General features: G+C 58.9%; 25 protein-coding genes. 18 read left to right on the plus strand and 7 right to left on the minus strand.

What is annotated here, in order from left to right:
• From PHW99_RS10870 to rfbF, 4 genes are all read right to left on the minus strand, one after another.
• On the minus strand, positions 1 to 1199 hold a 1199-nt coding region (locus PHW99_RS10870), incomplete at its 3' end, for a class I SAM-dependent methyltransferase (RefSeq protein ID WP_300176941.1).
• A complete protein-coding gene (locus tag PHW99_RS10875) occupies positions 1196 to 1756 on the minus strand; it encodes a dTDP-4-dehydrorhamnose 3,5-epimerase family protein (RefSeq protein ID WP_300176944.1) in 561 nt (186 codons plus the stop codon). The genes PHW99_RS10870 and PHW99_RS10875, both read right to left, overlap by 4 nt.
• A complete protein-coding gene (gene rfbG / locus PHW99_RS10880; RefSeq protein ID WP_300176947.1) occupies positions 1753 to 2817 on the minus strand; it encodes a CDP-glucose 4,6-dehydratase in 1065 nt (354 codons plus the stop codon). The genes PHW99_RS10875 and rfbG overlap by 4 nt, the downstream gene beginning before the upstream one ends.
• Positions 2817 to 3587, minus strand: a complete 771-nt coding sequence (gene rfbF / locus PHW99_RS10885) for a glucose-1-phosphate cytidylyltransferase (protein ID WP_300176950.1) — start codon at positions 3585 to 3587, stop codon at positions 2817 to 2819. The genes rfbG and rfbF overlap by 1 nt, the downstream gene beginning before the upstream one ends.
• Before the next feature lie 283 nt (positions 3588 to 3870).
• Between rfbF and flhD the strand changes: the two genes are divergently transcribed.
• The 11 genes from flhD to PHW99_RS10940 all read left to right on the plus strand — a co-directional run bounded on the left by flhD (position 3871) and on the right by PHW99_RS10940 (position 14077).
• Positions 3871 to 4197 (plus strand): flagellar transcriptional regulator FlhD, encoded by a 327-nt coding sequence (gene flhD, locus PHW99_RS10890; protein WP_300176953.1) that lies wholly within the window; start codon positions 3871 to 3873, stop codon positions 4195 to 4197.
• Positions 4198 to 4211: 14 nt separating this feature from the next.
• Positions 4212 to 4757, plus strand: coding sequence for a flagellar transcriptional regulator FlhC (gene flhC, locus PHW99_RS10895; RefSeq protein WP_300176956.1), 546 nt, complete (start codon positions 4212 to 4214; stop codon positions 4755 to 4757).
• 168 nt (positions 4758 to 4925) lie between these two features.
• The gene (gene motA / locus PHW99_RS10900; protein ID WP_300176959.1) at positions 4926 to 5783 is read left to right on the plus strand and encodes a flagellar motor stator protein MotA; all 858 of its coding nucleotides are present in this window, start codon (positions 4926 to 4928) and stop codon (positions 5781 to 5783) included.
• A gap of 18 nt (positions 5784 to 5801) precedes the next feature.
• The gene (gene motB, locus PHW99_RS10905) at positions 5802 to 6740 is read left to right on the plus strand and encodes a flagellar motor protein MotB (RefSeq protein WP_300176962.1); all 939 of its coding nucleotides are present in this window, start codon (positions 5802 to 5804) and stop codon (positions 6738 to 6740) included.
• A gap of 68 nt (positions 6741 to 6808) precedes the next feature.
• The gene (cheY, locus tag PHW99_RS10910) at positions 6809 to 7198 is read left to right on the plus strand and encodes a chemotaxis response regulator CheY (RefSeq protein WP_300176965.1); all 390 of its coding nucleotides are present in this window, start codon (positions 6809 to 6811) and stop codon (positions 7196 to 7198) included.
• Entirely contained in the window at positions 7195 to 7857 is a 663-nt protein-coding gene (locus PHW99_RS10915) for a protein phosphatase CheZ (RefSeq protein ID WP_300176968.1), read from the plus strand. The genes cheY and PHW99_RS10915 overlap by 4 nt, the downstream gene beginning before the upstream one ends.
• A 96-nt stretch (positions 7858 to 7953) precedes the next feature.
• Positions 7954 to 9108, plus strand: a complete 1155-nt coding sequence (locus PHW99_RS10920; RefSeq protein WP_300176971.1) for an EscU/YscU/HrcU family type III secretion system export apparatus switch protein — start codon at positions 7954 to 7956, stop codon at positions 9106 to 9108.
• On the plus strand, positions 9105 to 11192 hold the full coding sequence (flhA, locus tag PHW99_RS10925) for a flagellar biosynthesis protein FlhA (protein WP_300176974.1): 2088 nt from the start codon (positions 9105 to 9107) through the stop codon (positions 11190 to 11192). The genes PHW99_RS10920 and flhA overlap by 4 nt, the downstream gene beginning before the upstream one ends.
• Positions 11189 to 12622 carry a flagellar biosynthesis protein FlhF gene (gene flhF / locus PHW99_RS10930; protein WP_300176977.1) on the plus strand — a complete coding sequence of 478 codons (1434 nt, stop codon included), beginning with the start codon at positions 11189 to 11191 and terminating at the stop codon, positions 12620 to 12622. The genes flhA and flhF overlap by 4 nt, the downstream gene beginning before the upstream one ends.
• 199 nt (positions 12623 to 12821) lie before the next feature.
• Positions 12822 to 13361, plus strand: coding sequence for a hypothetical protein (locus PHW99_RS10935; RefSeq protein WP_300176980.1), 540 nt, complete (start codon positions 12822 to 12824; stop codon positions 13359 to 13361).
• On the plus strand, positions 13361 to 14077 hold the full coding sequence (locus PHW99_RS10940; protein WP_300176983.1) for an RNA polymerase sigma factor FliA: 717 nt from the start codon (positions 13361 to 13363) through the stop codon (positions 14075 to 14077). Before PHW99_RS10935 ends, PHW99_RS10940 begins: the two co-directional genes overlap by 1 nt.
• Positions 14078 to 14091: 14 nt before the next feature.
• Here PHW99_RS10940 and PHW99_RS10945 read toward each other — a convergent pair whose 3' ends face one another.
• The 3 genes from PHW99_RS10945 to flgA all read right to left on the minus strand — a co-directional run bounded on the left by PHW99_RS10945 (position 14092) and on the right by flgA (position 15688).
• Entirely contained in the window at positions 14092 to 14490 is a 399-nt protein-coding gene (locus tag PHW99_RS10945; RefSeq protein ID WP_300176985.1) for a hypothetical protein, read from the minus strand.
• Between the two features lie 40 nt (positions 14491 to 14530).
• Positions 14531 to 14857: a flagellar biosynthesis anti-sigma factor FlgM gene (gene flgM, locus PHW99_RS10950; RefSeq protein WP_300176987.1), complete on the minus strand. Its 327-nt coding sequence runs from the start codon at positions 14855 to 14857 to the stop codon at positions 14531 to 14533.
• Positions 14858 to 14953: 96 nt separating this feature from the next.
• Positions 14954 to 15688, minus strand: coding sequence for a flagellar basal body P-ring formation chaperone FlgA (gene flgA, locus PHW99_RS10955; protein WP_300176989.1), 735 nt, complete (start codon positions 15686 to 15688; stop codon positions 14954 to 14956).
• 183 nt (positions 15689 to 15871) lie between these two features.
• On the opposite strand from flgA, the gene flgB reads away from it, so the two are divergent.
• The 7 genes from flgB to PHW99_RS10990 all read left to right on the plus strand — a co-directional run bounded on the left by flgB (position 15872) and on the right by PHW99_RS10990 (position 21007).
• Positions 15872 to 16315, plus strand: coding sequence for a flagellar basal body rod protein FlgB (gene flgB, locus PHW99_RS10960; protein ID WP_300177020.1), 444 nt, complete (start codon positions 15872 to 15874; stop codon positions 16313 to 16315).
• 26 nt (positions 16316 to 16341) lie between these two features.
• Positions 16342 to 16746 carry a flagellar basal body rod protein FlgC gene (flgC, locus tag PHW99_RS10965; RefSeq protein ID WP_300176992.1) on the plus strand — a complete coding sequence of 135 codons (405 nt, stop codon included), beginning with the start codon at positions 16342 to 16344 and terminating at the stop codon, positions 16744 to 16746.
• Between the two features lie 15 nt (positions 16747 to 16761).
• Positions 16762 to 17412, plus strand: coding sequence for a flagellar hook capping FlgD N-terminal domain-containing protein (locus PHW99_RS10970; RefSeq protein WP_300176995.1), 651 nt, complete (start codon positions 16762 to 16764; stop codon positions 17410 to 17412).
• 63 nt (positions 17413 to 17475) lie between these two features.
• Positions 17476 to 18687 carry a flagellar hook protein FlgE gene (flgE, locus tag PHW99_RS10975; protein WP_300176998.1) on the plus strand — a complete coding sequence of 404 codons (1212 nt, stop codon included), beginning with the start codon at positions 17476 to 17478 and terminating at the stop codon, positions 18685 to 18687.
• Positions 18688 to 18724: 37 nt separating this feature from the next.
• Positions 18725 to 19465 carry a flagellar basal body rod protein FlgF gene (locus PHW99_RS10980; protein WP_300177001.1) on the plus strand — a complete coding sequence of 247 codons (741 nt, stop codon included), beginning with the start codon at positions 18725 to 18727 and terminating at the stop codon, positions 19463 to 19465.
• 18 nt (positions 19466 to 19483) lie between these two features.
• Entirely contained in the window at positions 19484 to 20266 is a 783-nt protein-coding gene (gene flgG, locus PHW99_RS10985; RefSeq protein ID WP_300177003.1) for a flagellar basal-body rod protein FlgG, read from the plus strand.
• 15 nt (positions 20267 to 20281) lie between these two features.
• Positions 20282 to 21007, plus strand: a complete 726-nt coding sequence (locus PHW99_RS10990; RefSeq protein WP_300177005.1) for a flagellar basal body L-ring protein FlgH — start codon at positions 20282 to 20284, stop codon at positions 21005 to 21007.
• Positions 21008 to 21098 lie beyond the last annotated feature (91 nt).

The following is a 21098-nucleotide window of genomic DNA, read 5'->3' on the forward strand; positions in this document are numbered from 1 at the left end:
GTGACAAACCGCCCACCCCATTCGCGGATGTAGTCCAGCTGCGCCATGACCTCGTGCCTGAGGTTCCAGGGCAGGATCAGCACATGACTGGGGCGGTGGGCTTTCAACGCGGCCTCGTCCACGATGGGGATGCGGCTGCCTGGCAGGAACTTGCCTTGTTTGGCCGGATTTTTGTCCACCACATAGGGCAACAGATGCGGGCGCACCCCGGCAAAGTTGAGCAGGGTATTGCCCTTGGCGGCAGCGCCATAAGCCGCCACCGATTCACCACGGTTGGCACATTGCAACAAAAATGATAGCAACTCACGACCTATTCTTGCGGGCTGGAGGCCAAATTCTTCATAAAAATCCGGGGTGCTGATGCCTGCGGCCTGCTCTTGCGCCAAAAGCTGGGCCACATTGGCCTGCACGCTCTGCTGGCCCGTGTCGGCCCGTTGGGCGAACACGCGCAGGCTGCCACCGTGGGTGCTCAGCTCCTGCACATCAAACACCCGTAGCCCCTGCTGCGCAAAAATGCGCTGCACCGCGGTCAGTGACAGGTACGAGTAGTGCTCGTGATAGGCGGTGTCAAACTGGCAGCCCTGCACCATGCGCAGCAGGTGGGGAAACTCAAACGTGGCCACCCCCTGGGGTTTGAGCAGAGTGGCAAAGCCGGCAACAAAATCATTGATGTCGGGCACATGCGCCAGCACGTTGTTGGCCACCATCAGATCCGCCTGGCGCCCGGCGAGCGCCAGCTCGGTGGCCAGCGCCACGCCAAAGAAGCGCTCAATGACCGCTATGCCCTTGGCCCGCGCCGCAGCAGCGGTGCTGGCGGTGGGCTCGATGCCGTAACACGGCACACCGGCGGCCTGCACGTATTGCAGCAGGTAACCGTCGTTGGCGGCCACTTCCACCACCCGGCTGCTGGCGGTCAGGTCAAAGCGCACCTGCATGGCCTGCACATAGGCCTGGGCATGCGCCAGCCACGAGCTGGAAAACGAGCTGAAGTAGGCATAGTCGTCGGTAAACAGCGCCTCGCGCCCGGCGTGGTCTTCGGTCTGAACCAGCCAGCAGGTTTCACACACCAGCAGGCGCAAGGGGTACCACAGCTCCGGTGCCCGAAGCTGGGCCGCCGTCAGGTAGGCGTTGGACGGTGGGGCGCTGCCCAGGTCCAGAACGGGCAGGTGCAGCGCGCTGCCGCAGTGTCGGCACTTCACAGGTGCTCTCCTTCAAAATCGGGGGTGATCAAAGCATGGGCGGCGTCACGCGCTGACAGCAGCGCCACCGGCAAAGGCCAGTCAATCGCCAGCCGCGGGTCCAGCGGGTTGAGCCCGGCATCCAGTGCGCTGTTGTACGCAGCGGCGTGGCAGTAGAGCAGCTCGGTGTCGTCGCTTAGGGCCTGAAAGCCGTGGGCGAATCCTTGGGGAATCAACAAGGCGTACCCGTTGGCCGCCGACAAACGTTCAGCCTGCCAGTGCAGAAAGGTGGGCGAGCCGGCGCGCAGATCCACCGCCACGTCCCACACCTCGCCACGCAGGCAGCTCACCAGTTTGGCGTCGGGCTGCGGCGCGCGCTGGTAATGCAGACCACGCACGGTGCCGCGCCGCAGCGTCAAGGTGTGGTTGATCTGGGCAATCGGCCAGCGCCAGCCGGCCACGGCCAGTTCTTCGGCGCAGAACAGGCGGCTCAAAAAGCCGCGTTCGTCAGCATGACGCTGGCGTGCCACCCGGGCCAGGCCCGGCAGCTCCAGCGGTGTGACGGTCAAGCGGCTCAAAGCGGGGCCTCGTAAGCGTCGATGTCGGCTTGGCACAGCGCCCGGGCGTCGGCCCCGTCGTGTTGCGCCCGGTACCAGGCCATGGTGCGTGCCACCGCCTGTGGCAGGGTCCAGCGCGGCGTGACACCGAGCAGGGTGCGCGCCTTGGCGGTTTCCAGCGCCAGCCAGCCAGCTTCGTGCAGCGGCTTTTGAACGCTATCAACTTCATAGCTTACTGCGCTTGCTTTATCCGGGCTAGAGGCCAATTCGATGATATTTCTGACGGTGGCGGCATCCTGCGTTGGCGGGCCGAAGTTATAGGCACCGGCCAGTTCCGGCCGCGCCCACAGCTGTTCAGCCAGACGCAGATAGCCGGCCAGCGGTTCCAGCACGTGCTGCCAGGGCCGCACGGCGTGCGGACTGCGGATGGACAGGGTCTGCCCGGCCTGCCAGGCGCGCACGGCGTCGGGAATCAGCCGGTCTTGCGACCAGTCGCCGCCGCCCATCACGTTGCCGGCGCGGGCGCTGGCCACGGCCACGCCTTGGGTGCGCAGGTAGGCGTCGCGGTAGCTGGCAATCACCAGTTCACTGGCGGCCTTGCTGGCGCTGTAAGGGTCGTGCCCGCCCAAGGCGTCGTCTTCACGGTAGGGGTAAGGGTGCTCCAGATTGCTGTAGACCTTGTCGGTGGTCACCATCACCGCCAGCCGCACACTGTCCAGGCCGCGCAACGCATCGAGCAGGTGGGCCGTGCCCATCACATTGGTGGCAAACGTGCCCAGCGGGTCGTGGTAACTGGGCCGCACCAGGGCCTGGGCCGCCAGGTGCAGCACGATCTGGGGCGCGGCGGCCTGGACCAGGGCCGCCAGCGTCTGGGCGTCGCGGATGTCGCCCAAGTGGCTGGTCATGCCGTCGGCCACGCGGGCGGCGTCGAACAGGTTCGGCGCGGTGGCCGGCGCCAGCGCAATGCCGGTGACTTGCGCCCCCAGGCGCTGCAGCCACAGCGCCAGCCAGCTGCCCTTGAAGCCCGTGTGCCCGGTCAGCAGCACCCGCTTGCCCTGCCAGAACGCGGCGTGCGGCAACATCACCAGACCTTCCACGGCGCTTGGCCAGAGAGCCAGAGCTCTTCGAGCAGGGTTTTCTCGCGCAGGGTGTCCATCGGTTGCCAGAAGCCCTGGTGTTCAAAAGCCATGAGTTGGCTCTGGCGGGCCAGCGCCTCCAGCGGCGCCAGCTCCCAGGGACTGGCATCCCCGGCGATCAGGTCCAGCACCGCGGGTGACAGCACAAAGTAACCGCCGTTGATGAGGCCACCGTCGCCGCGGGGTTTTTCGGTGAAACCGGACACCCGTGCCCCATCGAGCCGGAGGGCGCCATACCGGCCGGGCGGCTGGACAGCGGTGATGGTGGCCAGCTTGCCATGCGCCTGGTGAAACGCGATGCTGGCGCTGATGTCCACATCAGCCACCCCGTCACCATAGGTGAAACAAAACGCCGGCTCGCCCTGCAAATACGACGCCACGCGCTTGAGGCGCCCGCCAGTCTGGGTGCTTTCGCCAGTGTCAACCAGGGTCACGCGCCAGGGTTCGGCATGGCGCTCGTGGACTTCCATGTGGTTGGCCGCCATGTCAAAGGTGACGTCGGACATGTGCAGGAAGTAGTTGGCAAAGTACTCCTTGATCACATACCCCTTGTAACCGCAGCAGATGATGAAGTCATTCACACCATGGGCGGAATAGGTCTTCATGATGTGCCACAGGATGGGATACCCCCCGATGTCAATCATTGGCTTGGGCTTGAGGTGGGTTTCCTCGGAGATGCGGGTTCCCAGTCCCCCGGCAAGAATGACCGCTTTCATGACGTTGCTCGTTGGTGTCCTTTGAAAATGGTTCACTATAAGACTGAATCAGACGGCCCTAGCCCGCCAATTGCACCGGTTTTTCGCACCAATTTGCTCAGCCCAAGCGCTTCTTGTAGGAATTTGCCCGACAGATCACCCGGCAACGGGATGACAACCACAACATCCAAACACTGATTCAAGTTTTTGGCCCAGGCTTCCAGAATCGGTTCCAAGGTGATGAACAAGGCAATTAGGCCGGAAACACCATCCAATTAATTGAACCCTTTTTCCGGAGCCCACCATGAACGACGACCAACTCTCCAAAGAAATTCGCGACGCCAACCTGACTTATCTGATGCTGGCACAAAACGTGATCCGCCGGGACAAGGCCGAAGCGCTGTTCCGCCTGGGCATCTCCGAAGAGTCGGCTGACCTGATTGCCACGCTGTCACCAGCACAGATCCTGAAGATCGCCTCCAGCCCCATGCTGCTGTGCCGCTTCCGCGTGGATGACGACATGGTCTGGGGCCTGCTGACCAACCACACCGCCACCAAGGTCGACAACGACGCCACCACCAAGCTGCACGCCAGCATCCTGATGGCCGGCCGTTTTGCCGAAGCCCTGTAAGAGGAGTTGCAATCATGGCCACCGCATCCACCAAAAGTGTTCTGAACGACTCCAAACAGGTTGAGCGCGCTGTCGCGCTGATCCAGCTCGGCGCCCGCCTGCAGGTGCTGGAAAGTGAAACCACTCTGTCTTATGAGCGGTTGCTGCGTCTCTATAAGGAAGTGGCTGGCCGCTCGCCGTCCAAAGGGCAATTGCCGTTTTCCACCGACTGGTTTTTGACCTGGCAGCCCAACATCCATGCCTCGCTGTTCCTGAACACCTATGAGTATCTGAACAAGGTCAGCGCGCTGGAAGACATTGAGGCCATCATGAAAGCCTACAAGCTCTACACCGCACAAATCACCGCCTGTGGCCTGGAGCCCCTGTTGTCGATCACCCGCGCCTGGCGTCTGGTGAAGTTTGTCGACAACCACATGCTGGCCATGACCAAATGCAGCAAATGCGGCGGCCATTTTGTCAGCGAACCCTATGAAAACTCTCGCCATTTCGAGTGCGGCCTGTGCACGCCGCCGGCACGCGCCGGCAAGGGCGCCGTGGCAGGCGGTATCCTGCTTCACTGAATGCTATAAATTTCATAGCCACATAGACAACAAATACACGGGATAGAGGCAAATTTAAGCAATAATTCAAGACTATCCCGCACTGGACGATATGATAGGGAGACGGGTTCGCACAAGCCGAATCGTTTCACGACAGAAGCGTAAGCTTCACTTTTTTGCAACACGCCTATGTTTGTCATTGTTGGTTGGCTGATCGTCCTGGGATGCGTGTTTGGCGTGTTCATCGTCCACGGTGGCAACATCATGGTGGTTCTAAAGGCACTGCCCTTCGAGTTGATCACCATTGGCGGAGCCACAGTGGGGGCGTTCCTCGCCAATAACCAAATGAAGGTGGTCAAGGCCACCGTCAAGGGCATCGGCGCCTGCTTCAAAGGCAGCAAATACACCAAAACGCGCTATATGGACCTGCTGGCGCTGCTGTATGACATCCTGCAAAAAGCCCGCAAAGAGGGCCTGATGGCGATCGAAAAAGACGTTGAAGAACCCCATTCCTCGGAAATTTTCAAAAAACATGGCGCTGTCGGCAATGACCACCATGTAGTGGAATTCATCACCGACTATTTGCGCATGATGGTTTCGGGCAACCTGAACGCCCACGAAATTGAATCGCTGATGGACAGCGAAATCGACACCCACCACGCCGAGGAACATGCTGCCGTGGCTGCCTTGCAACGGGTAGCGGGCGGTTTGCCCGCCTTCGGTATCGTGGCCGCCGTTCTGGGGGTGGTCAACACCATGGGTTCGGTGGGACAGCCACCGGCGGTGCTTGGCGCCATGATCGGTTCCGCGCTGGTTGGCACATTTTTGGGGATTTTGCTGGCTTACGCCTTTGCCGAGCCGCTGGCTGGCTTGCTGGAACAAAAAGTGGAAGAAGCCGGCAAGGAGTTGCAATGCATCAAAACCACCTTGCTGGCCAGCATGCAGGGCTACAACCCGGCCACCGCCATCGAATTTGGCCGCAAGGTGCTCTACTCCAACGATCGCCCGTCATTTATTGAGCTGGAAGCGTTCGTCAAGAAAAAATAACACGGGTGACATTGCATCATGGCAACTGAAGCCAAAAAACTCCAACCCATCATCATCAAGCGGGTGAAGAAGGGTGGCCACGTGGCCCACGGGGGAGCGTGGAAAATTGCCTACGCCGATTTTGTGACGGCCATGATGGCCTTCTTCCTGCTGATGTGGTTGCTGGGCAGCACCTCCGAAGGTGACAAAAAAGGTCTTTCCGACTATTTCCAGTCGCCCTTGAAAGTGGCCATGCAAGGCGGCGCCGGCGCCGGCGCCAGCCAGAGTGTGATCAATGGCGGCGGCAATGATCTGACCCAGACAGCAGGCCAGTCCAAACGGGGAGACGGTGCAGATCCCAAGGCGAAAAAACAATCAGGGGACATTTCCAAAGCGTCCCGGGCCAAGCAGGACGCCCAAAAACTGGCCGAATTGAGCGCCAAAATCAGCGCCGTGGTGTCCCAAAATCCCAAACTGGCCGAATTCAGTGACCAGATCAAACTCGGCATCACGCCCGACGGCTTGCAAATCCAGATTGTGGATGATCTCAAGCGTCCCATGTTTGACAGCGGCAGCGCCACGGTGAAGCCCTATATGCGGGAAATCCTGCAAGCCATCGGCGCCGCACTGGTGGACATCGACAACAAGATCAGCCTGGACGGCCATACCGACCAAACACCCTACGGTAGCGGTGCACGCGGCTACAGCAACTGGGAGCTGTCGGCCGACCGGGCCAATGCCTCACGCCGCGAACTGGTGACGGCCGGCATGCCTGACGAAAAGGTGGCCCGTGTCATGGGGCTGGCGTCGAGCATCTTGCTCGATGAAGACAATCCGCGCAGTCCGTCCAACCGTAGAATCAGCATCACGGTCATGACCCGCGAAGCAGAAGAACGCTTGCTAGGCGCCACGCGCGTGAATGCCGTAGCGGAGCAAAATGGCCCATCTGCCGGTGCACCACCCGCAGCCAAACAGTAGAGTAACGTGAACCACAATAGGGAATCGATGTATGACAGTTCCAGTTTGCGCCATTGAAAGGCAATCCCATGGCCAATGAACTCAGATTTTTGGTGGTCGACGACTTTTCCACCATGCGCCGTATCGTGCGCAATTTGCTCAAGGAGATTGGCTATACCGAGGCCGATGAGGCCGAAGACGGCGTTGTTGCATTGCATAAATTGCGCAATTCCAACTTTGATTTTGTTGTCAGTGACATCAACATGCCGAACATGAATGGCTTTCAGTTGCTCAACGAAATCAAAAAAGACGACAAGCTCAAACACTTGCCGGTACTGATGGTGACAGCCGAAGCGCGTAAGGAAGACATCGTGATGGCGGCCCAACAAGGCGCAGCGGGTTATATCGTCAAGCCCTTCACCAAAGCCACGCTGGAAGACAAAGTGAACCTGATTCTGACCAAATTGGGCCTTAAATGAACGCGTTACAAGTCAAGGAACCTGTGGCAACAGGTCCTCTCGAACTGACCCCGGATGTCCACCAGCGTATTGGCTCGCTGACCCGTCAATTGCACGACGCGCTCACCGGACTGGGCCTGACCGACAAGGTCAGGAATTGGGCCGGTGAACTGCCCGACGCCAAGAGCCGCCTGTCCTATATCGCCCGGCTCACCGGTGAAGCGGCAGAAAAAGTCCTGAACAATGTGGACCAAGCCAAGGCTCACCATGACCATATCGCCGCAGAAACCCGCCGCATTGGCGCCCTGATCGTCAAGGACCCGGTGGCTGCCGTGGCCAAAGGGCATGTGATGAATTTCATCACCGATGTGGAAGAGGCGACCAAGGAGATCGACAAAAACCTGACCGACATCATGATGGCCCAGGACTTTCATGATCTGACCGGGCAGGTGATCGCCAAAGTGGTCAATCTGGCAGCCAACATCGAGGAACAACTGGTCCAGTTGTTGATCCTGACGGCACCGCCTGATTCAGGGACCAAGCCCCCCGAAGCCGCAGTAGCGCCCACCCCGCCGCAACAGCCAGTGCTGCAAGGCCCGGTGGTCAGTCCGGAAAACAATCCAGATGTCGTCAAAGGTCAATCCGAAGTGGATGACCTGCTGGCCAGCCTCGGCTTCTAAGCCTGGTGAAAACAAGCGGGGAAACCCCCTGCTTATTGCCCTTTAGTTTCAAGGGCGGACAAAGACAATGGGAAGAACAAAAGAAGTCTTCCCAACATGGATTCCAGCAGCCAAGACCGCAATTTACCCGCCTCTGAGCGCAAGCTGCAAAAAGCCCGTGAAGATGGTCAGGTCGCCCGTTCGCGCGATTTGTCGCACCTGGCGGTGCTGGGCGGCGGCGCGCTGAGCCTGATGCTGCTGGCACCCCTGATGTTTGACAAACTCAAGGGGCAACTGGGGATGCAGCTGCTGTTTGATGCCCAGACCATCAAAGACCCCATGATCATGGTCACCCGCCTCGGTGTCATGAGCGGCGTTGGTCTGGTGGCCTGTGCCGTGTTTGCCACGATCATCAGTGTTATTGCCATCCTCAGCACAGTCGCCACTGGGGGTTGGGTCGCCAGTCTGAAACCCATCACCCCGGACTTCAGCCGCCTGAATCCCCTCAGCGGTTTTGGCCGCCTGTTCACCAAGGACAAGGCTGCCGAAGTGGCCAAGATGAGCTTTATTGCGTTCATGCTGCTGCTGGTGGGGTTCAGTTATCTGGCCTCGGGCCTGGAGACGCTTGGCGCGCTGGTTTTACAACCTTCAACCCAAGCCATTTCCCATCTGGCGGATTGGTTGACCGGTGGCATGGGGTTGATGCTGCTGGTGGTGCTGATCGTGGCGATGATTGATGTCCCACTGCAATCCTTCCTGCATAAATCACGCATGAAGATGTCCCATCAGGAAATGAAGCAGGAACACAAGGAGTCGGACGGCAATCCGCAGATGAAGGGTCACATCCGCCAACGTCAGCGCGACATTGCGCAAGGCAACAGCATCAAGGCCGTCCCCAAAGCCGACTTCGTGCTGATGAATCCTACCCACTATGCGGTTGCCATCCAGTACGACGACAAAACCATGAACGCGCCACGTGTCATCTCCAAGGGCGCCGACCTGCTGGCCTTCAAGATTCGGGACATTGCCACCGAACATGCCATTCCCGTGCTGCAGTCACCCGTGCTGGCGCGGGCGTTGTATGCCAATGCGGAAATTGATCAGGACATCCCCGCCAGCCTCTACACCGCCGTAGCCCAGGTGCTGGCTTACATCTACCGGCTCAAGGCCGCCATGCGCGGTGATGGTCCGCTACCCGGTGACGTGCCCATACCTTTCGTCCCCCCTGAACTGGACCCCATGTCCAAAGTGATCGCGGCTGAAACACCATGAACCCAACCCTGAATTCATTGAAAAACTGGTTTGGCAGCAATGCCGCGCTGATGCAAGGCGCGGCAGCGCCCATGCTGGTGGTAGCCATCTTGTCGATGATGGTGCTGCCGTTACCTCCCTGGTTACTGGATACCTTCTTCACGTTCAACATCTCGGTGGCGTTGATGGTGATGATGGTGGCCGCCTACATGATCAAGCCGCTGGACTTTGCTGCCTTCCCGGCGGTGTTGCTGCTCACCACCTTGATGCGCCTGTCACTGAACGTGGCATCCACCCGGGTGGTTCTGCTCGAAGGCCATACCGGCCCCGGCGCGGCCGGAGCGGTGATCGAGGCTTTTGGCCATTTCTTGATTGGCGGCAACTTTGCCGTCGGCTTGATTGTTTTCTCGATTCTGGTGGTCATCAACTTTGTAGTGGTGACCAAGGGTGCTGAACGGATCGCCGAGGTATCGGCACGTTTTGCTCTGGATGCCATGCCTGGCAAACAAATGGCGGTTGACGCTGACCTGAACGCCGGCCTGATTGACGAAAAGGAAGCCAAACGACGCCGCGCAGAAGTCTCGGAAGAAGCCGATTTTTTTGGTTCCATGGACGGCGCCTCCAAGTTTGTGCGCGGTGACGCCGTTGCCGGTATCCTGATTTTGCTGATCAACATCTTTGGCGGCTTTGCCGTCGGTGTATTGCAACATGGTCTGACGGCTGCTCAGGCAGCGGACAGCTATATCCTGTTGGCGGTCGGTGACGCCTTGGTGGCACAGATTCCGGGCTTGCTGATTTCCGTGGCAGCCGCCATGGTGGTATCACGTGTCGGCAAGGACGATGATTTGAGCAAGCAGATCGTGACGCAGATGTTCATCTCGCCTCGCGTGCTGGGCATCACGGCCACCATCATGGGCATTCTGGGGGTGATTCCCGGGATGCCACATACCGTGTTCATCGGTATCGCCATGATGCTGGGTTACGGTGCCTGGGTACTGGCACACCAGCCGCCTCCCGCCGAGGAACCAGTCATGACTCCGGCCCCTGCGGCTGACGGAGAAGCCAGCTGGGACGACCTTCAGCCCGTCGACCAGCTCGGACTGGAACTGGGCTACCGCCTGATCACGCTGGTGGACAAAAACCGCCAGGGTGATTTACTGACACGCATCAAGGGTGTGCGCCGCAAATTCGCCCAGGAAGTCGGCTTTTTGCCACCGGCAGTCCATGTCCGGGACAATCTGGAACTCAAACCAAGCGGTTACCGCATCACGTTGCGAGGTGTGATTGTGGGCGAAGGCGAGGCCTTCCCCGGGATGTTCCTGGCCATCAACCCGGGCGGTATCACCACACCGCTGATTGGCACCCCCACCACAGACCCGGCTTTTGGTCTACCGGCACACTGGATCGACAAAGAGCAAAAGGAAGCGGCACAAATGGCCGGATTTACCGTGGTTGATTCCGAGACTGTGATGGCCACGCATTTGTCACACTTGATGCAAGTGCAAGCCGCCAAATTACTGAGCCGCACAGAAACACAGCAGTTGGTAGAACACGTGAGTAAACAGGCCCCCAAACTGATCGAAGAAGTGGTCCCGAAAATGGTGCCGATCGCCGTGTTCCAGAAAGTGTTGCAATTGCTGCTCGAAGAGTCGGTCCACATCCGCGATATTCGGACCATCATCGAGTCACTGGCCGAACATGCCCATTCAACCACCGACCCCGCCGAGCTGGCTCGTCGGGTCCGTGTTGCATTGTCCCCGGCGATCGTCCAGCAAATTTACGGCCCAACCCGTGAACTCAACGTGATCGCCATTGACCCGGCATTGGAACGGTTGCTGATGCAGGCCCTGGGCAACACCTCCGGGCAAGGCCAGGCGCTGGACCCGGGCGTGGCCGATATCCTGACTCACAAAGCCGCGGAAATGGCACTCAAACAAGAAGAGATCGGCATTCCGGCCTGTCTCCTGGTTCCTGACCAGATCCGTAGCGCCATGGCCCGGTTGGTGCGGCGTGTTGCCCCACGGCTACAGGTACTGGCACACAGCGAAATTCCTGAATCCCACACCATTCGTATTGGCCCCATCCTCAAAGGTGCAGCATCATGAACATTCAACGCTTTACCGCCCCGACCGCCCGCGAGGCGCTGTCCAAAGCCCGGCTCGCCTTTGGTGACGGCACCTTGATTTTGTCCAACCGCCCCACGGCCACCGGTGTGGAAGTGGTTGCCACTGGCGAAGATACGCTGGCCGCTTTGGATCGCAATGAACAGGCCCGCCAGAACCAACGCCCAACCGTTGCCAAGACCGTTGCCCCAATGGCACCGGTCGTGGACCCGGACAGCCAAGTGGCAGAAGACACCGCCCAGTTGGCGATGAGCACACTCTCGTTTCAGGACTATGTACGCGAACGCATGCTGCGTCGCCGTCAAGAAACCCTGTCCAGTCAAACCACCCCTATGGCACAAGAACGGTCCCTGCCCCCCAGAGCACCGGCACCGACAGTCCGTCCCACATCCCCAAAAATTTCAACGTCTGCCCCAATCCAGATTCAGCCAGCGGCACCGCGAACAGTGGCTCCTGCTGCGGCAGCGCCGTCGCAAGGCATTGTGAATGAATTGCAGGCCATGAAGGCCTTGATCGAAGAACGCTTCAACACTTTGACCTGGCTGGGGCAGGCGCGGCAAAACCCGATTCACGCCAACCTGATGCTCAAGCTCATCCGCTCTGGCTATTCCCCCGCATTGGCCCGAACCATCTTGGAGCGCATGCCCGAAGACACCTCCGCTGCCGATGCCATGCGTTGGGTCGTGGACGTGTTGACACGCAATCTGCGTACGGATGCCAGTTCCCGAGCCATTCACGAAGAGGGAGGCATCTACGCGCTGGTGGGTTCCACCGGAGTCGGCAAAACCACGACCGCTGCCAAACTGGCCGGGTTGTGCGCTCGCACACACGGCGCCGCCAGTGTGGGGCTGATCACCCTGGATACCTACCGTGTCGGTGCTCACGAGCAGCTAAGAGCCTATGGGCGCATGCTGGGCGTGGTGGCACATCTGGCGCATGATCGCGCAGCCTTGCAGGACCTGCTCGGCTTGCTGGCCAACAAAAAAATGGTTTTGATCGACACCACGGGGATTGCCCCCAATGATCCACGCAAACGCGACATGCTTGATGTGCTGGAATTGCCCAAAGTGAACCGCCTGCTGGTGCTCAACGCCGGTGGACATGGCGACACTCTGGACGACGTGGTGACCTCTTTTAAGTCGGGCGGTGAACAACAAGCGATCCTGTCCAAAATTGACGAAGCGGCGAAGATTGGACCGGCCCTGGATGCCGCGATCCGCCATCAACTGCGCTTGCGTGGCGTCACCATGGGTCAGAAAGTGCCAGAAGACTGGGAACGCGCTGATGCGGCCAGCCTGGTCGCGATGTCCATGCGCGCCCCGGCCAGAACTGCCTTTGATCCAGCATCAACCGACCTGGGCTTCTTCTTTGCCCAATCCACCCCGTTGCAGGCAGGGCAACTCAATGCTTGAAGAACCGTGCGTCAATCAGGCGGCTGGGCTACAAAGCCTGGCAACCCAGCTTGCACCAAGGCTGATCGCCGTGACCAGTCACGGTGATCAGCAAGGCGAACTGCCGCTGCTCTGGGGGCTGTGCACCCGATGGGCGGATATGGGGTTGTCAGTGGCCGTTCTGGATGGACATACACAAGAAACTGCCCAGAACCCCGGGTTGACCCAGCTTCTGGACCATCCCTTGGGACGGTTCATGGAAGAAGAAAGTCCGGCGTCATGGTCTGTCATCCCTGCCGCCGCCGGATTCGTCCGTTTGTCTACCGGGAATCTCCTTGGCAGCAAAGTCAGCGAATTGTTCAAACACTTTGCCGTGGTACTGGTTTATGCCAATGCCAGCATCATGGCCCAGTTGCTCAAAGGCAGCGGACTCACCCCACTGCTGGTTGTCCCCCCACTGCGGTCTTCTGCACTGACGGCGTATCAGGCACTCAAACAATTGTTGCTCGATGGTCAGTTGCATCCAACAGTTGCTAACATCGTGCTCGAACCAACTGTTTCAGCCGCCATGCCAAGCTCGTTGCCCGCCCAAAGCCTGCTGAACTGTGCGACCACTTTTCTGGGCTACAGCGCACAACCCCTGACCATCACAGCATCCGCCAGGACAGATCAGTCATGGGAAGATGTTGACCGTCTGGCTTTGCAATTGCTTGAAAACGCTGTACAACTGGAACGTTACCCGACTGAAAGGGCTCACTGATGTATACCGCCAAGGGACAATTGGATCGCAATGCCCTGATTCGCCAATACCAGCCGCTGGTGCGAAAACTGGCTCACCACATGATGGCCAAATTACCAGCCAATGTCCAGGTTGACGACCTGATCCAAGTGGGGCTGATTGGGCTGTCGGAAGCACTGGCACGTTTCGAGTCAACCCAGGGTGTGCAGTTTGAAACCTTTGCCACCCAGCGTATCCGCGGGGCCATGCTGGACGAACTTCGGGAAAACGACTGGGTATCACGTGGTACCCGCAAGAGCCAAAAAGAAATCGAGGAGTCCCTGCGCCGCCTGGAACATCGCCTGGGTCGAAGCCCGTTGGAAAGCGAAATTGCCGCCGATCTGGGGATGAGTCTGAGTGACTACCAGAGCCTGCTAGGCAAAGTCAGGGGAACCCAACTGGTCTACCTTGAAGACATGAATCACAGTCTCGAGGACGAGGACAGTTTTCTGGACCGCCACATGGGGGATGCTGAAGCCGATCCCCTGAACATGCTGCGCGACCTGCGCCTGCGTGAAGCACTGGTCAACGCCATCAAGAACCTGCCAGAACGCGAGCAACACATCATGAGCATGTATTACGAGCAGGACATGAATCTGAAGGAAATCGCTGCCGTCCTGGATGTCACCGAATCACGGGTATGCCAGTTGCACAGCCAGTCCATCGCCCGCCTGCGGGCCAAGATGCGCGCCCACTGAAGATCAACAACGGTTCAAGCAAGAACCGTTTGGAATTCCCCACTCTGACGCCCCACACTACCATAGGTGAGCCGAGCACCTGGCCCCACAGCCCTAGCATAGGTAGTGGTTTGGCAGGCAGGAACCAGCGCACGCAAGGCATGCTCGGCCATGGCGGCATGGCGGATCAGACTTTCCCGCCGTGAAGCAAGAGCAGCAGCCACCCGGGTGAAGCGCAATTGAAGATCCCGGTCTGATCGGAATTCGGCATCCAATGCCAACTGCAGTGTCGACAGTTCAAGCATCGTCGCCTGCAATGCCGAACAGGCCGCCACTAACTCTTCTGACCGTTGAGCCGACAAGGCCTGCTTGATGTGGTCAAGCTGTAGTTCGACCCGTGCCAAACGCCCATGAATGATGTCTGCACTCATCATCACACCTCATTTTCCAAGGCATGAGGTTGCCAACCGGTACTCAGGCCCGGTTGCGCTGAAGCATCTCCTGAGCATTGGCCAGCAATTTGTCGGCAATCACCTTGGGATTGACCACGTAAGACCCCTGCGAAATAGCCGTTCGCATGGCATTGACTTTGCTCATGTCGACATCTGCTGTCTCGCCTGTGCTGGCCGCTTCGAGTGAGCGCGCCGCCGCTGACACCGTGACCGCTACCCCCGCAGGCTGCGTATTTTTCGCTGGGCCTGTTTTCGCAGGCGTACCGATCACTGGCCCGGATTTGGCGGCCAAAGACGCGGCATTGCTGCTGATAGCAACAGGATTGTCGGAGGGTTGGCTGATTTTCATGGTGTTCTCCAAAACTACGCTTTATGTAGCCTCGTAGGATCACTTTCGGCAAAAACAGGCCGGACTTTACCCTTATTTTCAGATTTCCCGGGAAATTCATAAATCCAACCTCACCGTTCGCTGATCAACCACCGTCCCGCTGATCACCCGCCCACTGTCCATCCGGACCCGGGCACTCTGCCCCACCACCCCAGCCGTCACGGACTGGGCATGGGTTGCGATCTCAAAACCGGCCCCGCGAGCCAGCACCCGCACCTGAGCGCCCGCCTGGAAAACCTGCGTCGCCTTCAACATATCCTGGCGCAACGGCTGCCCAGCGGACAAGGTACGGGTTGCGGTCTGCCCAACCCAGTCAACTTGATTGGCAACAATCGGGCTACGGCTTTCAGCCCAATCGACCTCCACCGCCATGGCATCGGTTTCAGAGAGCGTGGCACCGGCAGACACCTGCCCCTTGATAACCCATGCCGGCCCAAAAGCCTTGACGGTGATCGGTAAAAACACATTCCACCGCGTTGCCCCCTGAAGGCATCGCAGTCCAAGCCGGGTCTTTCCCCACAGTTGCGTACCTGGCGGAAGATAGGGCTCCACATGGTCACACGTTGCCAATTTCAGTCGCCGATCAAGCTCGCCAACCACAATTTCCATGCGTAGAGGCAAATTACCGACGCCATTCGACACCGTTTGGTCGAGCCAGCGCTGGGCATTGGCGTAAATGGCCTGCATATCCGCCGCGTCACCCACGGGTTGCGCACCCGCCCCCCAACAAGCACCACCGAACGCCAAAACGACGACAGTGCGGCAAGCCCACCGGATAAATTGAATCGCCATGACAGTACCTCTCACATTGACAGCGACTTTATGCAAGACTGCGCGAAGGAAGGGTTGCAAGTGAACGGTGTTTTCCCTTCTATTTGCGGTTTAGGAATTGCCATGTCTTTTCATAATCACCCAGCAAGCGATCCAACGGTCTTGCGAACCACGGATCCAGATGACAGAAAGTTGAGGTGTTGCATGTTCGCCAATTTGACCAGCGGCCTGGATTTCCACTCCAATGCCTTGGTGCTGCGTGCGGAACGACAGCGCGTTCTCGCCAGCAACATCGCCAATGCCGACACGCCCGGTTATGTGGCCAGGGACATCAACTTCAAGGAAGCGTTGACCCAAATGACACAAACCAGCAACAGTGAACTGACCCAGGCAGGCGCTGGGCTGAGTTTGCGCGGCAACACCACACATGCGGGACATCTCCCGCTGACCACCGCCGGCAAAACCTCGAATGGCGGAGCGGGAACCATGGCTTATGCGGTGCAGAGCCAACCCAGTGTGGATGGCAATAGTGTTGATCTGGATCGGGAACGCGCCAGCTTTGTGGACAACTCGGTTCGTTACGAATCCACACTGCGTTTTATCAACGGACAGTCAAAAACTATTCTGAGCGCCATTCAGGGTCAATAAGCAGCCAAACGCCACGGAGAACCAACATGTCCATGTTTTCAATCTTCAACGTCTCTGGGAGTGCCGTCAGCGCGCAATCCCAGCGGCTCAATGTGGTTGCCAGTAATCTGGCCAATGCCGATGCTGTAGCAGGCCCAGATGGACAGGCATACAAAAGCCGCCAAGTGGTCTTTCAGACCGTCCCCATGGGAAACGACGCCGCTGCCGGCGTCAAGATCAACGGCATCACGGAAAGTAATGAACCGTTCAAGCGGATTCACAATCCAAACCATCCGTCAGCGGATGCGGATGGGTATGTGAACTACTCCAACGTCAACCCGGTCGAAGAGATGGTCAACATGATTTCTGCATCGCGCTCTTACCAGAACAACGTAGAAGTCATGAATACGGCCAAATCCCTGCTGCTCAAGACGCTGCAGATGGGCCAATAACCCCAGGACACCATCATGCTCACAGGAACAAGCTCTGCAACGGCCGCCAACAGCTCAACATCCAAAGGCAGCAGTGCTGCCTCCAGCATGGAGGCACAACAGGACCGCTTTCTGAAACTGCTGGTGGCCCAGCTCAATAACCAGGATCCCATGAACCCCTTGGACAACGCTCAAATGACCAGTCAGATGGCGCAAATGAGTACGGTCACCGGTATTGAGCAGGTCAATGCCACGCTCAAGAGCATGGCTGAGCAATTCAATGCGCTGCAGATGCTGCAAGGCAGCAGCATGGTGGGCCACAACGTGATGATCGACAGCAACACCCTGACCCCCATTGATGGGAAAGCCGTCGGCGCGATTGACCTGACCGACAGGGCTGATAACGTGAAGGTTGAAATTCTGTCACCCGGTGGCCAGGTGCTGGACACCATCAACGCCGGTGCGCTTGCCGCAGGCCGCCACTATTTTGATTGGGATGCCTCAAGTTACAAAGACACCGGCAACCCAACCTTCCGGATCACCGCCACCCAAGGTGGCAAGGCCGTTGACGCCAAGGCCTTGGCGCGCGACAAAGTGGTCTCGGTGGGACTTGAAAACGGCGCGATGAACATCCAGCTCCTGGGCCGTGGTACCACCGCTTACAGCAACATCAAGGCCATTCTCTAGTTTCATCCCTCACGGCCCCGCTTCCACGTACAAATCAACCATCAACCAAACCAAGGAACCATCATGTCATTCCAAACCGGACTCTCTGGCCTCAATGCTTCCAGCCGTAGCCTGGATGTGATCGGCAACAACATTGCCAACGCCAACACCACAGGCATGAAATCGTCGCGCGCAGAATTTGGCAACCTGGTGGCTTCGGCCATGGGCGCCAGTGGCAGCGCTGGCGCGGGGATTGGTGTGGCCGTGGACGCCATTGCCCAACAGTTCACCCAAGGCAATATCTCCACCACGGGCAACAGCATGGATGTTGCCATCAAGGGGGGCGGATTTTTCCAGCTCACTCAGCCTGATGGCACCTTGGCCTACACACGTGATGGCTCGTTCAAACTGGACAAAGACGGTTATATCAAGACCAACAGTGGCGCCAACTTGATGGGTTTCCCCACCGACAAGGCCGGCAAAGCCACCAGCGCAACCATCCAGAAACTGCAACTCCCCACCAATGCGCCCATCGCCGCCAGTGCCACGACCAGCATCACGGCGGAGTTCAATCTGGATGCCAGGGCGCCCGTCGCTGCCACGGCAGTCCCGCCCACCCCACGGACAACCTACGGTACGGCCCTGTCGGTCTATGACACACAAGGCGCCGCCATTCCCGTCAACCTGTATTTTCAGCGGGTAGCCTCCACCACCACTGACAACTGGGACGTGTACGACGTGGCCACAGGTGGCGCTCCCCTGTTTCAGTTGCAATTCGACAAAAACGGCAAATTGACCTCGCCGGCCGTCCCCCCGACACTGACCATTGCGACCCCTTCTGCCGTCACCCCTGATATCACGGCCACACTGGATATCAGCAAAGTCACGCAGTTTGGCAATGACTTCGCCGTCTCCAACCTGACTCAAAACGGTTATGCCTCAGGTGAATTGACCAGTCTGAGCATCGGCGAGAACGGCGTGATCACCACCCGCTACTCCAACGGGCAGACTCAGTATGGCGGTCAAATTTCCCTGGCTGAATTTCGCAATGTGCAGGGGTTGACGCCGCTGGGCGGCAATGCCTGGGCCGCCACTTTTGACTCTGGACTGCCCGTTCAAGGCGCACCAGGGTCAGGCAAACTCGGTGCCCTGCGTGCCGGCGCACTCGAAGATTCCAATGTCGACCTGACCTCGGAACTCGTCAACATGATGACAGCACAGCGCGCTTACCAAGCCAATGCGCAAACCATCAAGACACAAGACCAGGTGATGTCCACACTGGTGAACCTGCGCTAACACGTCCGCACTGAAGTATTTCTGACCAGGAGCTGCCATGGACCGCCTGATTTACACCGCCATGACCGGAGCCAATGCCGCATCCCACCGGCAAGCGGTGCTGTCCAACAACCTGGCCAATGTGTCCACCAACGGTTTCCGGGCCGAGCTGTCCACTTACCGGGCGGTGCCGGTCCGCGGCGACGGCTCTCCCACCCGCGTGATGGCGCTGGAGGCCACACCAGGTTTTCTGGACATCCCGGGCTCACCCCAACGCACGGGGCGTGCCATGGATGCCATGACCACCGGCAACTCATGGTTTGGCGTCCAGGGACTCGATGGCACCGAGGCCTACACCCGCAATGGTTCGTTTGAAGTGGCATCCGACGGCACCCTCAAAACCAACAATGGATTGACGGTCCTGAGCGATGGTGGTGCGCCCATCACCGTTCCTGCTGGCGCCGAAGTCACATTGGGCAGCGACGGCACAGTTTCTGCCAAAGTGGGCAACCAGCCCTCCACTGGCCTTGGTCGTCTCAAGCTGGCCACACCGACCACTGAGGACCCACTAAAACGGGGGGACGACGGCCTGTTCAGAACCACTTCCGGCGAGCCTATTCCCAACGACACCAACGCCAGATTGCAGCTGGGCGTGATTGAAGGCTCCAACGTCAATGCCATTGAAACCATGGTCGGCATGATTCAGACCGCCCGCCAGTTCGAGGCACAGACCCGCCTGATGCAAACCGCCGAGGCCGATGACCGTGCTGCCGCCCAGCTACTCAGCATGCAAGGCTAAATTTTTGAGGACAACATCATGATCAACTCCCTGTGGATTTCCAAAACCGGCATGGAAGCCCAGCAAATGCAGCTGGACGTCATTTCCAACAACCTGGCCAACGTGTCCACCAACGGCTTCAAACGCGCCACAGCCGTTTTTGAAGACCTGATGTACCAGAATCTGCGTCAAGTGGGTGCCAACAGCACCGAACAGTCCACCCTGCCCACCGGCCTGCAGGTGGGTCTGGGTGTGCGCACCGTGGCCACCAGCCGTTCCTTTGCGCAAGGAAGCCTGCAGCAAACCAGCAACAAGCTCGATGTGGCGATTCAGGGCGACGGCTTCTTTCAGGTCACCATGCCCGACGGCACCACCAGCTACACCCGCGACGGCGCTTTTCAGGTCAACTCGGCAGGGACCCTGGTCACCGCCACCGGCCTGCCCATTGCCAATGGTGTCACCGTCCCGGCCAACGCCACCGCGGTCGCCATCGCTGGTGATGGCACGGTAACCGCCACCGTCCCCGGGTCAGCCACCCCGCAGAGCATTGGCACCATTGCCCTGGCACGCTTCGTCAACCCGGCTGGGCTGACACCGTTGGGCGGCAATCTGTATGCCGAAAGTGCCGCCTCCGGGCAACCCCAGGCGGGCACCCCCGGTGCCGACGGCATGGGTGCACTGATGCAGGGTTTTGTGGAAACGTCCAACGTCAACGTGGTGCAGGAACTCGTCACCATGATCCAGACCCAACGTGCCTACGAAATGAACTCCAAGGCCATTCAAACCTCCGATCAGATGCTGCAAAAGCTCGGACAACTTTGATTTCTGGGGACCATCATGAAAGCCCTTTTGTCGCGGTCATCGGCGCCAATATCTAGCTGGGTCCGTTTGAGTGCCACCTTGACCACCGTGGCCTGCCTTGCGGCTTGCAATTCACTGCCCCAGAATGTCAGCGTTGATTTTCCAGAGCCGACCCCAGCCAAGCCAATCGCCTCCGTGGCGCCCGCAGCCACTACCGGCCCCGCCACCGGCAGCCTGTTCCAGAAAACCTCCTACCGCCCAGCCTTTGAAGATGCCCGCGCGCGCATGGTGGGTGACAACATCACCATCCAGATTGTCGAAAAGGTCACCGCCAGTCAGGTATCCAAATCCACGGCAAACCGCACCACATCGGGCTCAACCAGCGTCAGTGCCTTTCCGTTCCTGTCGCCGATGGACCTGGGCAACCTGAAAACCGGCACAGCCTCTGCCAATGATTTTTCCGGCAAAGGCGGCACCGAAAGCGCCAACACTTTCTACGGCACCATCACCGCCACGGTGGTGGATGTGCTGCCCAACGGCCATCTGGTGGTAGCTGGTGACAAGCAGATTGGTGTCAACCAGAATGTCGATGTCATGCGTTTTTCGGGCACGGTGGACCCGCGCCTGATCCAGCCTGGCAACCTGATCAACTCCACCCAGGTCGCCAATGCCCGCATGGAATCCAAGGGCAGGGGTGCCCAGGCTGAAGCCCAGACAGTTGGCTGGTTAACACGGTTCTTTTTCAGCTTTCTACCGTTCTAAAGTTGCGCAGAATCGTGCCGAGGGGTAAACCAATCATGCACGCCAACGCCAAACCATCTGTCAAAGCCATCCAGCCGCACCACTACGGTGT

It is taken from the genome of Rhodoferax sp., assembly GCF_028689305.1.
GTDB lineage: Bacteria > Pseudomonadota > Gammaproteobacteria > Burkholderiales > Burkholderiaceae_C > Rhodoferax.